We start from the raw sequence: 12,589 nt of genomic DNA, 5'->3' as shown, positions 1-12,589 counted from the left end.
ACTGTGGCGGTGAAGGTGAACTTTACCAAGGCCATTACTTCTGTGGGCGCAACCACACTGGGTGGTCAGTCTGTTGTCTGGAGCACAAGCGGTGCTGCAACACAATGGACAGGCGAAGTCACGTTAGGAAACATGACATCGGCTGAAGCGACCTTGATTCTGGGTCAATACCTGGATGCAGTGGGTAATACAGTCGCAGCGGGAGCCGAATACGACTTTGCAATCAAACCAACGGTCACACTGGATACCGTCACCATCACCCCAGATAACGCGAGCAATGTGACATTAACTGGCGAAGCATTTGGCTTTGGTGACCTGGCTGCTGATCAAGTGACAGTGAGTTTCATCAGTAAAGACGGAGCCACCGAGCCAGCACCACAAACCGTCAATGTGACTGGCAGCACAGGTCGCTGGACGTTAAGCAATGTCGATGTTAGTACGCTGGATGAAGGGAGCTGGAGCATTGAAATTGCCGGTCAGAATAGCCAGGGTCAAAGTGCAGAAATGGTTACGCAAGATGTTGAGTTGTCGAACAAAGCACCGATTTTAAACAATGTCACTTTTAATCCATTGCATCAGGATGCTGGCGAGTCGGTTAATGTCTCACTGGCGTTTAGCAAGAAGGTCACAGAAGTCACGGCGACATTCGGTGGACAAGAAGCCGCATTCACGGCGAATGCCGATGGCGATATCTGGAGCGCAGATCTGGTTGTTCCATCCATAGACTCAACGGATGCCGTAACACTGACCATTTCTAGCTTTAAGGATGCCTATGGCAATCTGGGCGATCAGAGCAGTGACTACTCACTGGCATACTCACCAGAAATGGCGGTGGCAGGTCTGCCAATGCTGGTCAATGGCTCTGAGTCGGGGGCGGTGAGCATCAGTGGTACATTTAACCACGTTGTTTCTTCAGCACTGACATTGAAACTAACCGGTTTGGATAAAGATGGCGCTGCAGTAGAAACGGACGCTCTGCTGGTGAGTTACGACGACACTGCCGGCACGTGGACAAGTGCGCAGTACAATCTTGCTGAATTTGCCGATGGTTCGATTGCTTTGGTGTTTGGCGGGAATGTGACGGTGGCAAATGGCGTCACCGTGAATGCCAGCGATTTCGCACCTACGGATAAGACAGTGACATTGAATCAGCAGAAACCGGTTGTTACTGATATTGCCGTCGATACACTGAGCAACGGTGCTCAGGGGGTGGTCACAGTGTCCTTCAGCGAATCGGTGACCGAAGGGGCAGTAACGATTGCGGGTGTAAACACGACCTTAACGGGCTCAGGCACGGAATGGACGGCCACCACAACATCAACGTTGTCACTTGCTGCCACGCAGGAAACAGTAGATGTTGAAGTGAGTGGTTTCAAAAACACCGTGGGAAATACTCTGGATGCGCATTCACAAACCGTGAATACACCAGTGACCTGGGCTTTGACACCAAATCAGGATGCGCCATACAGCTTGACTGAAGCGAAGACAGTTGTGATCAGTGGTCAAACAACCGGTTTGGCGACCGACACGCTAATAACCGTTGTAGCAGAGCAGGCGGGCAGTACGCTTCAGTCGGAAACCGCTCGGGTTATCAGTGACGGTCATTGGTCGGTATCGTTTGATTTGAGCGCTAACGACGGTGAAGTCAGTGTTCAGGCATCGGCAGATCGCAATAGCGAGAGCTTTAGTTCAGCGGCGATCTCTCTGGAGCTGGATACACAGGTTCCAACCCTGACTCAGGTCGAATTTAACCCAGAGCATCAAAGTGCTGGCGAGGACGTGGCGGTGACACTGACCTTTAGCGAAGTGGTCCACAACGTGGCTGCGACACTGGGAGGAGAGGCGGTGGCGCTGAACTCCAACGATGACATCGTTTGGAGTGGTACCGTCACAATGCCGACTCAATCAGGAGACAGTACATCTTTGCTGGTCTCTGGGTATGAAGACAGTGCGGGCAATCTAGGCGCGGAAGATTCTAGCCATATATTGCCATATACGCCGACGATCTCTGTCAATGCTCCGGGTACATCAAATAGCAATCTTACCGTGACAGGCAGCACAACCTACTTCGAGCAGGGCAGTGCACTATCCGTCACATTGACGGATCAGCGTGACCAAACGGAAACTGCGCAAGTAACGGTCGATGAGTTTGGTGACTGGAACCTGACACAAGATATTGCCAGCTTAGATTCTGGCACGATCAAAGTGGATGTGGCTGGTACGAATCAGAAATCGGTTAGCGTTAGTGCCACTCAGGTTGAGTTGATATTGGATAAAGACGCGCCAAGCGTCCAGAGCGTGGTTTACAGCCCAGAGTCACCGCAAAATGGCGATGAAGTGACGGTGACCATCACCTTTGATGAACGGGTTTCTAGCGGTGTTGCCGCGACTCTGGGAGGCGAGGTTATCGATTTTAGCAGCGTAACTGCACCTGCGACGACTTGGGAAGGGACTGTTGCGGTAAATGTTAGCGCAGTAGATGAATCACTGGATTTGGTATTGGGTAGTGGCTATCAGGATCAAGTAGGCAACGACGGCAGTCAACATGATGATGTATTCAAGATCACACCGACCATTGCGATAGAGGAACCGGTGGAAATGACCAGTTCAACCGTGATAACTGGCACGTCAACCGGTCTGGCGGAGTCAACGACAGTCACCATTACTATCACCCAAGATTCAGAAGTTTCCAATGAGTACTTAGGCACTACCACTATAGGTAGTGATGGCAGTTGGACATCAGAATCCATTGATATGGAGTCATGGTCAGTAGGCACGTACACCATAGAAGTTAAAGCGACTAACGGCCAGGCTCTGGACGCGATTGATACGCTGACGATAAGTAAGTCAACGGCGATGTTAACCACGGACAATTGGAATTATCCGTTAGCGGCATAGTTTCATTAAAGGGCCAGCAGCATGCTGGCCCTTTTTCTATATATTGTTGGTAATGTGATTTTGTTTCCAAATTCTATTCAGAATGTCATCTGGATTGTGAGCCTAATAGTGATTTGTTGTGATTTTATTTGAAGAAATTGCTTTTTTTAGACATTGGATTTGCACTAATTTTCGACGATTACCATAACCCAACTGTGCTAATAAATGCAGCCATAGCCTAATTACACATTTATGAACAATGATTGGTAGTGGATTAGTCGGTTATACTGGCGGATTAGTCATCTTGTTTCAATACAATCGAGCCTATATAGTCCTATCCTGTGTGTTTTCAAAGCTTTGTAAACACAGTCCTGCTTTTAAAGTAAGCGTTGCTTACACCTAGCATAGTATCGGTTTTGCGTGTGGGAATGCGTAGTGGCAGCTAAGGCTGCCAGACATATCGTTACTTTCGGAGTGCTGCTTATAATAGCCGCACTCCTTCTTTTTCTTCTCATGCTCCTCCAAGCCTCCCATTGCTATAAACAAAAGCGTATCTCATGTGTGCAAACGATCGGATGGTCACGACGCAGTGGAATCAAATGATAGTGATATGCGTACAACGACTTTTTGGATAGAACTATGAATAAAAAAATCCTGATATCAGCTAACGTCGCTACAGTTATTGCCTGTGGGGCTCTTTTTTGGGTTACTAAGTCACATAAAGTAGATCCAGAATTCCAAGTTCAACTTGATTGGATTGCATATGATCATTTAATGAATCCTGGTAGGACAGACAGAACACCTAACTGGAAAATTAATATAGAAATGCCGGCTTCTCCCCCCCAGGAACATTGGGGCGCCGTATATAAACAGCCACAAATTATGTTTAATTACGGAAGGGATGGTACGATTTATACCATGAATATGAATGGTACAGATATTCGTCTACTACTGGACCGTGAAGAATTGGGAAAACTTCCGACTGGCTATAATATTCGTTCTTCTAATGGAAGATACTTATCGACTCACTACGCGTACAATTTAGATCTTACGCCCTGTCTTATTTTCGACTTAAAAGAACGTAAAATAGTTAATGAATTACGTAGCTGCTGGGATGGAACCTTTAGTAAGGATAGTCAGTCATATTATTATTCTGATACTAGTCCGGCTCACCGTCAACCTAAAAAGGTTGATTTGAAATCAGGCAACATATCTAATGTTCTTCCTGAAAATTTAACAATCGATGGAACAACATATTACCCAGAAACTCAAACTCAAGCATTTATGATCAACGAAGCATTGAATTTATTGATCTGGTCTGGCGCTAAGAAAAATCCAAGCGGAGAGATTATAGAACGAGTTCAGGCGGGCTTTGATTTAGAAACATTACAATTGAAAGAAGTGAAAAACTATCTGGTGTCAGCCTGTCAAGATGGTTTCGATTACAATCCTAATCGTGACTTATTTATTTGTGGTTATAGGACTCGAAATGAAAACCAAGTTTTCTTGTTTGAAAATCCAGAAAAAGAAATTGAAAATGCTCCCGTCAGAAATGTAATCAAGAAGAATGCATGGTACTTCAACGGTTTCGCTAATAATTACGATAATACCTTGTTGCGCTATCGCCAACCAAATGAAGCCGGAATGTTTGATAAAATCAAGTACTACTATGAACTAGAAATAGGGTATAAAGACGATTATGATCGACTGAGCCACCTTAACCTTTTTATTCCTGATAACTTGGCAAGTCAGTTTGATACATTTGACTTAAAATCGTTTTTCCCTGCTATTCCGACTCAAGAACAATATGACGAATCCTATCAGCGCCAGTTAAAAGCTCGCAAGGAAGGGAAATATTAAGCCTGTATCCGCGCTGTGATCTAAGAAGTACTGAACTTTAGGGTGTCCCTTTTGCTCAACACTCATTGCGGATCTACTGATGTATAAGCCAAGCTAACCTCCAAAAAGCATGTGAGTCGCGTGTGTAAGGTTTTGCGCGCATTGGGAACGATAACCAAGAGAATACAAGATGAAACTACGCCATACATTATGCTTGATAGCCTTGGCGGTCTTGTCTGGCTGCAATCAAGAATAGGCTAATGAATCGAAACAACCAGCGCCAAAACCTCAAACGGTTGAAGACCGAATCGCAGAGAAAAATGCCCTGAGTGGTATTCCGTTGGGATAACTGGACATACAGTACAAAGGAGCTTTATGAGACTTGTCCAAAAGTATGGAGTATCAAAACAGATGGTACATATTTATGCCTAGTTGCAGACGAGTTTAATGGTCAGGTCAGGTTAATGCGTATGTCACCGAATAATCGCTACTTAGCTTTGGCCTAAGGTGGTAAGCGTTATATGGTCGATGAATATGGGGTTGGTGTCTTTGATGGACGTACGGGAACAGAGCTTTACTCGATAGTGCCAGATAATTCACGCGTGTGTTGACGAACATGGAATCAAAAGATTTCTTACGCGAGGCTGAGTTTGTGGACCAGAACCGTAAAGAAATCGTGTTTAGTGGGTGGCTACCGGTAGTAAAACGGGTCAATCTAACTCGTCATTGTCGAATTCATAACTCAGATAAAACGGTATTAATGTCAGTAATTTATCAAGACATTGAACTAACACAATTAATATAAAATGAAAGTACATTATAAAATGAAACGAACAACGTTAAGTATCATGCTTCTTTCGACAGCTATGTTACTAACAGGCTGTGGTGAAGAAAGTAATCAAACTTCGAATACTGCAACAACACAATCCGTAGAAAAAGAACCCGCTCAAAAGGCTTGTTACAATGTTGGTGAAACAACGTCATTTGAACGTAAAGAGGTGACAGGGCCACGTTGCCAATGGCAAAGTGAGCACAACTTTATTGTTTACTCTGAAGACCTGTCCAAGCCAGAGTATCCAGGCACGCTTCCTGTTAAACCGGGCTATGCAGTGCGCCGAGCAAAAGAGTGGCCCCGTGAAGATTTGTCTGATGCGAGCTCTTATGACAAACCTCGAATTCAGTTTTGGTGGAATAATGTCAGCTCTCGAGACCCTCTCGTAAATGAATACGAAAATGGCTACAAAATTTGGAGCGTGAAAATTGATGGGACAGATTTACGTTTAGTTACGGATGATATGCCAAGTATGGCGTCACCTCAGACCTTTGTGATGAGCCGTTCACCCAATAATCGTTATGTAGCATACGCATACAGTTATGGCGAGCCTCTGATAAAAGCCATCTTTGACTTAAAAACGCAACAGACCATTCAACTGGGCAGTGCGCGTACTAAGCCTTATTTGGTCTGGGCGGACGACTCTAGCTACATCTATTTCTCAGACGGCTTTAAGCGCTTTAAATACACACTCGCGACAGGGATCAAAGAAGAGGTTGATGTCGACATTTCAGAATCTACAGTCATTGTTGATGGTAAGCTCATTTATGTCGGTGATTTGGGTGTGGTAGTTTTCGATGCCAAGACTTTAAAAATGCTTTATAAAATCTTCCCCGAGGACGAATTTAAACCAGAAAAAACGATTAAGGAACGTGTTTATGTACAAACAGCCATCAGTCCTAATGGAAAGTACGTATGGGCGGTAAACTCATACCGTAAAGTTTTGATCAACGTTAAGGATAAAACTTGGCTTGCGTTTTCTAGGGAAGGCGATGAAAAGAAAGTTTATGCGAAAGTTGTAAATATCAGTAATAACGGTAATGAAACACAAAGAGGAGCAGCAATAATAACCATAAAACGTTATGGATCTGATTATCGCTATGAGTTGACCGGAAAAGGTCGACAGTCATGGAAGGTGATTCATTCTGGCAGAGTAGCTAAAACCCCAGTGCTTTATAATGCCGATGCTAACGGCGGGCGTTTTCTGGAGGTAGAAAACGATGAGTAATGACCTTAAGTATTTACCAACAGATGTCTATTTGTTCGGTGTTGAGTATCCCACTGTTGATGGCGAAAAAGGCTCTGAGTATGTTGATGTAAATTCTGGCGACAATTTGACAGTGATTGAGTCGTTAAAAAATATCCGCCCTATGTCACGGCTTCCAATTGCCATAAATTTAGGTGAGGAAAGCGTAGCCCTTTGGGCGACAGACGATTTAGGCTGTGGCGTATTAGGCTAAAAAACACTACTAATCAAGTGATTAAGCTCAGCGCTCATTGGTTGTAATGACCAATCTCAACAGAGTGCTTCCGTTGTTTCTAGCTCTGCGAAAACAGAGCAAGAAAAACACCCAAATCGCGTCTACGTCGGCGAGCATAACTACTCAAAGATGGAGAAGTCACTGAGTTTACATTGCTATAAACGATTTAAGTTTATAAGTTCGAATGGAAGAAAAACAAGGAAGGAAGACGCGATAGGTCCCACCGGTTCAGCGGTTTCGCCATTACTACTACACTGACGGTAAAAACGCTTTATATCAAAATCTCTTGTTCCGACCAGCCTCAGCTGTTCAAGAACATTTTTTCCCCAAAACAGAAACGCTTTGGACAAATTGAAGCATTAGAATCGGATGCTGCTTTGCTAGAGAAATCCAGCACACCATTAGATGAATTAAGCAGTTACAGTGACGCACAGTCATTCAGTGCACAAGAATTCACCTCCGATGTAGACAGTGCTGCCATCCATAAAGTTACCGAAGATGACATGCCTTGGCCTGCTCCGAACCAACTGGCTGAAGGGGTAGAGCCCGAGCCAGAACGCAGCGAACAAGAACTGAATGCAGAAGACAACCTTAGCCAATATATGTCGCTGTGGAAACAAGAATTAGGAATGTAATTTATGAAAAAAAAGTCGTATTTGGCTTGACCGCGTTAGCTATAGTGGGCGTTGGGGTGGGGAGCGCCTTTAGCCCACAAGTTCAGCAATGGTTAGATGAAAGAGCGATTGCACAAGCGCAGCAAGCGTTACTAAGCGGGCTACCATCGGACGGGATCTTTACTATGTCCCTGGTACATGACCAAGACCCAGACAGTCGTCACATACTTTTTGATCGGGTCGCTTACAACGATTTATTTGTTGAACCTGAGAGCGCTACTGAAACTCCGTCAAAAGCTCAGCCAAACGATAAGCCTAAAGGTTTAACAACAGCAGAAAAACAACGCTTTGAGTCATTAGTGCTGGACTGGTCGTTGTAACACAATTAGAAAATGGATTAACAATGAAAAAGAAAATATTACTCGGCTTGGGTTTGACGACTGTTGTTGTCGCAGGCGTTGGTTACATTGCCACTAAACCTTATTTTGATGAGAAAGCTCGAATAGAGAGCATGGCAGACCGCTTAGATTTATACAAAGGTAAAACGGATACTTGGCTTTACCAGTACGATTTTGAAATACCGGATAACCCAAAGGTTGCAGATTGGAATACTGAAAATGTGACACTCCCTCAGGTGCTGTTTACTATCGAAAACCGAGAAGATAAATCCAAGGTCAGTTACTGGGCATTAAACATTGATGGTACTAACCCTCAATTGCTTATCCCTGAGGGGATATTGCCGCCCGCGCCAAATACTGGGATTGATTATGCTAAATATATGTCACGATCGCCTAACGGCCGCTATCTTGTTATCCCTCAGGAAAGTAGCACTGTGCTGTATGATCTAGATAATGGCGAAATAACAAACATTAGTGAGGTATATGGTGCAACTCGTCACGACATCATGTGGGATACGGACAGCACACAAGTTGTTGTGAAAAAAAGAGATGAACTTCTGCGGGTTAAGCTAGACACCAAAGAGGTAGTAAAATTTACCGATGTGAATGGTTCATGGGCAGAGTACTTGACCTCTTTTGCCAAGCCTTACATGAGCCAGTCAGAGCAAGCGATCTATTTTAGTTACGAACCGGGACTGGCTGGGTTTGGCTGTAAAGGCAGGAAAGAAGAGTACCTCGAAACTTTTGGTGAGAGCGATGTGCCCAAATGCGGTAATACATTCGTGTTCGATGCCAAAACCTTAAAACTAGCCGATCGCGGTGATTTTACTCCGGATAGCTACGATTGTAATGTTTGGGGCGGAAAGTATGGAGATGGCTTTTATTGCCTTGGCGGTGCGGCATACCGCTCGGGAAGACCATCTGAAAAAATAGGCGATTTCCCTGCTACAGTGGATTTGTTGGCTTTCAACGGTGGTGATATGTGGTTCGTCCCCGGGCATGGACGAAATATTACCCGCGTATTACACCAACCTACTGAGAATAGCCCTACTACAAAAATGATATATGGGTTCGTAGGTTTTAGTGATGGAGAACGAGTTGAAAAATCCGCCTATGGCTTTGGCTTTAGCCGTTATGTGATTGAGCATAAAGAAGCGGATAATTGGAGCGAGTCACTCTACCCACTGCCAACCTACGCTGACCTAAAAAAAGCGAAAGTGGTACTAGAGGAGCGTAATCATGGCTAGGGCTAAGGCTAAGGTTAAACAGTACTCTCTCTATTTTGTGGGGTAATTAATCGGACCAACTGGAGAAGCAGTAATAGAGAGATAGTTGTTCGATAAGATAAACCCAATCCACTTCTTTTTGAGTGCTGTAAACAGGCAGATTTGTTGTCAGTCACGCTTGTTTAGCTAGTTAATGATTCAAGAGTTAATTAAATCAACCCAAACTGGGAGGAAGGTTTCTCATCTTCGGTTTCTATCTGATAAATAAAGAATTACCATGTGAGGTTCGGTTGTGTTGGGTGGTGCGCCACAACAGTGACAGCGCCAAATAATGATGGTTGAAGTTCAAATAGTGAATGGGTATCATATCAGAACCAAATCGCCCAAATTTAAGCCTTATCAGCTTAAGCATCACCGCAGCCGAATGAACAAAAGATTCTTGGTTGTGGAGATCTCAAATGCAATTGTTTTGCAAATTTATACCGGGTTCTAAGTTAACGTATGACGAACTCGATTACGTCCTGACGCCAGATGAGTGCATCGGGCAGCTTTCGCGCGCGCGAAACATGCAAGACGTCCTGCGGCAACTTCCCAAGCCGTTATCGGAAAGACTCACCCTGTCAGCAAAGAAAGACATCCACAGCCTGCTCAACAACGTCAGGCAGCGCCTCGTTCGTGCCGAGTGGATTGCGCTGTCTTCTTTTACCCGCCGCACTAGCCTTACAGACACGCAACTTCAGGCATTTCCTGCACTGAGAATGCAAGTTGATAAAGTGTTGGCAACGCAAGATGCAAAACCGGTCAAAGCTAACTATCAGGCAGTCACTGATGATGTTCCTTTGGCACGAAACCTGACTTACACACCGGTACCACCCTCTCCGGATCATAAAATTGTGGTTGAATTCGCTGGCCAGTGGTCAAGCAATGCTGCCTGTCTAATGTTGGCTAAAACAGAAGCCCAAAAAGAGAAAGTGACCGTAGGCAAAGCCGATCTGGACAACAAACACCGCAGCCTCGCCACTTTCAAAGACTTAGAAGTTGAGGGGAAAACGCTTTATATCAAGATTCCGTGTGCCGATCAGCCCACTCCTATCTTGTTGAAGCTTGCTGAAGATCTTCAGCCAGTGGACAAGGAAACGGAGATGGATGAATGGGATAACGTGTTGGTGCCGGTTAGGCCGCTTGCCTACCTTGACGGTAACAAAGATAAGGCCAAAGCGTCTGAGCTGTGTGGCGGTTACCTCTATGTCTTTTGGAAGAATAAGCTTTGGCGAGAGCTGGCAATCACCGAAAAGGGTTACTACCAAGACGTGGATGTCGAGTACTATCGAAACCTTTATAAAGAAGAGCAGCAAAAAGAGACACCTCAGGTCATAAAACGCAAAGCTGAAGGGTTTGCTGTCCCTCATTTTTGGGCGCCATATAAGATCAACGGCGAACTTCAACAAGGTGACAATGGCCTCAAACTCATCTTCTCCCCAAAACAGAAACGCTTTGGGCAAATTGAGCAATTAGAATCCGACAGCGCAAAACTCGAGGAAGAAAGTACGCCTTTGGATGAACTGTGTTGCTACAGTGATGCGCAGTCGTTTAATGCTCAAGAGTTTACCTCCGATGTAGACAGCGCCGCTATTCACCAAGTAACGGAGGATGACATGCCTTGGTTAACACATGATCAGGCTGTGGTGCGAAGTTTTGATAGCAGCAACACTGTTATTGCGTATGTGGACGGAAAAAACAGTGGGTTTATTGTACGTGTGGAAGTCAACCAAAATAAAGGTGAACTGGAAGATACAGATTACCAAAATCTGGTTGCAATAATGGAAGACTCCCAAAGTGATTGGAGAGTTACCGAAGCATTCGATACGGAAGTTAAAGATGGATACGTCGAAGCACTCATTAGTGGTTTACCTGCTAATGGCAAGTTCAGTCTGTTTTTGGCTAATAGCCAAGGTAGCGATAGCATCCTGCCGGTTTTCTCGGATCTGACGTATGAAGAAGTGCTCAAAGAACCAGACCCTGTTGACGCAGCGGATGATTGTCAAGAAAGCGAAGTGGATGAAGAGCTTCAACAAATGCAACTAGCAGAGAATCAACTGCTAGATAGTATGAAACAACTTATTTTTGGCTAGAATTATGAATAAAAAAATCCTAATTTCTGCTGCTGTTGCAGCTGTGGTCGTTATCGGTACTGGCACTTCCTATTGGTATTCAAAGCCTAAATTGGACCCAGAAGTACAAAAAAGAATAGACATAATCGTGAAAGGACGAGAATGGAATCCTTATGGGAATGGGAAAGAACGTACGCCTTCATGGAAAATCGTTACAAAAATTCCTGAGAACGTACCATTAGAGAAATGGGATACTGTACATAAACAGCCTCAAATTATGTTTCACTATGGGCGAGATGGTACGGTTTATACTATGAATATGAACGGTACAGATGTTCGACAATTATTACACCGTGATGAACTAGGAGAGTTACCTTATAGAGGGGCTGATCTACGTTCACCTAATGGGCGATATTTATCATTACGCTACTATACGGGGCTTGCTAATTTTACTTGTGCCATCTTTGACTTAAAAGAGAGAAAAACTATAAAGAAAATGAATAGTTGCGCTAACGCAAGCTTCAGTCAAGATAGCCAATATTTTTACTACTTAGATGCTGGTGTGGCTCATCGTCAACCCATAAAACTAGACCTCACTACAGGAAAGGCATCCAATTTATTGCCTGAAAAAGTTACTATCAAGGGAACAGCGTATTACCCAGCAACTCAAACACAAACATTTATGATCAATGAGGTATTGAATTTATTGATTTGGTCTGGCGCAAAGAGAGACTCCGGCGGAGACATCGTAAAACGAGTACAAGCAGGTTTTGATTTGAAAACATTAAAAATAGTCGAGGTAAAAAGCTATCTTGCACCAGCCTGTCAAGATGGTTTTGATTATAACCCCAATCGTGACTATTTTATTTGTGGTTACAAAACTCGTGAAGAAAATAAAGTTTTTTCCTCTTCAGAACCGGCTTTTGAAATTGAAAATGCTCCTGCCCGCAACGTCATAAAGCTTAATGCTTGGTATTTTGACTCTAAGGATAACCAGCTATTACGTTATCGTCAACCAAATGAGAAAGGGATGTTTGATATTATTGAATATTATTATGGATTAGATATAGGGAAAGGAACAAGTAACACGAATCAGCTAAATAATATTAATTTTTTTATTCCTAAAGAATTGGTCAAAAATATTGATTACAGAACGTTTTTTCCTTCGATTCCAACCCAAGAACAGTATGACGAATCCTATCAGCGCCAAT

The 12,589-nt window shown here is 44.0% G+C and carries 8 protein-coding genes and 2 pseudogenes; all 10 read left to right on the top strand.

The features are described from left to right. On the top strand, positions 1-2,898 hold a 2,898-nt coding region (locus tag CAG64_RS15690), incomplete at its 5' end, for a tandem large repeat (protein ID WP_161489335.1). 618 nt (positions 2,899-3,516) lie between these two features. After that, entirely contained in the window at positions 3,517-4,737 is a 1,221-nt protein-coding gene (locus CAG64_RS15685; protein ID WP_161457267.1) for a hypothetical protein, read from the top strand. Positions 4,738-4,906: 169 nt separating this feature from the next. Continuing rightward, positions 4,907-5,219, top strand: a pseudogene (locus CAG64_RS23895) (Tricorn protease domain-containing protein); the annotation flags it as partial. A gap of 321 nt (positions 5,220-5,540) precedes the next feature. Then, positions 5,541-6,776, top strand: a complete 1,236-nt coding sequence (locus tag CAG64_RS15680; RefSeq protein ID WP_161457236.1) for a hypothetical protein — start codon at positions 5,541-5,543, stop codon at positions 6,774-6,776. Then, complete coding sequence (locus tag CAG64_RS15675; RefSeq protein ID WP_161457235.1) at positions 6,769-7,008, top strand: hypothetical protein; 240 nt, start codon at positions 6,769-6,771, stop codon at positions 7,006-7,008. The genes CAG64_RS15680 and CAG64_RS15675 overlap by 8 nt, the downstream gene beginning before the upstream one ends. A 332-nt stretch (positions 7,009-7,340) precedes the next feature. After that, positions 7,341-7,664 (top strand): annotated as a pseudogene (locus CAG64_RS15670) (hypothetical protein); the annotation flags it as partial. Next, complete coding sequence (locus CAG64_RS23890) at positions 7,640-8,023, top strand: hypothetical protein (RefSeq protein ID WP_237668120.1); 384 nt, start codon at positions 7,640-7,642, stop codon at positions 8,021-8,023. The pseudogene CAG64_RS15670 and the gene CAG64_RS23890, both read left to right, overlap by 25 nt. A 23-nt stretch (positions 8,024-8,046) precedes the next feature. Beyond that, positions 8,047-9,288 carry a hypothetical protein gene (locus tag CAG64_RS15660; RefSeq protein WP_161447686.1) on the top strand — a complete coding sequence of 414 codons (1,242 nt, stop codon included), beginning with the start codon at positions 8,047-8,049 and terminating at the stop codon, positions 9,286-9,288. A gap of 437 nt (positions 9,289-9,725) precedes the next feature. Next, the gene (locus tag CAG64_RS15655) at positions 9,726-11,399 is read left to right on the top strand and encodes a hypothetical protein (RefSeq protein ID WP_161447684.1); all 1,674 of its coding nucleotides are present in this window, start codon (positions 9,726-9,728) and stop codon (positions 11,397-11,399) included. A gap of 4 nt (positions 11,400-11,403) precedes the next feature. Further along, the coding region (locus tag CAG64_RS15650; protein WP_161489334.1) for a hypothetical protein at positions 11,404-12,589 on the top strand (1,186 nt) is incomplete at its 3' end.

The organism is Vibrio sp. V38_P2S17PM301 (assembly GCF_009904845.1).
Lineage (GTDB): Bacteria > Pseudomonadota > Gammaproteobacteria > Enterobacterales > Vibrionaceae > Vibrio > Vibrio proteolyticus.
Note: the sequence above shows the minus strand (reverse complement) of the source record. Positions and strands in the feature narration are given on the sequence as shown.

What these genes read in the sequence shown, in the direction of transcription:
- CAG64_RS15655 (WP_161447684.1), top strand. Translation starts at nt 9,726, where the DNA reads ATGCAATTGTTTTGCAAATTTATACCGGGTTCTAAGTTAACGTATGAC.
- CAG64_RS15680 (WP_161457236.1), top strand. Translation starts at nt 5,541, where the DNA reads ATGAAACGAACAACGTTAAGTATCATGCTTCTTTCGACAGCTATGTTA.
- CAG64_RS15685 (WP_161457267.1), top strand. Translation starts at nt 3,517, where the DNA reads ATGAATAAAAAAATCCTGATATCAGCTAACGTCGCTACAGTTATTGCC.
- CAG64_RS15660 (WP_161447686.1), top strand. Translation starts at nt 8,047, where the DNA reads ATGAAAAAGAAAATATTACTCGGCTTGGGTTTGACGACTGTTGTTGTC.
- CAG64_RS15675 (WP_161457235.1), top strand. Translation starts at nt 6,769, where the DNA reads ATGAGTAATGACCTTAAGTATTTACCAACAGATGTCTATTTGTTCGGT.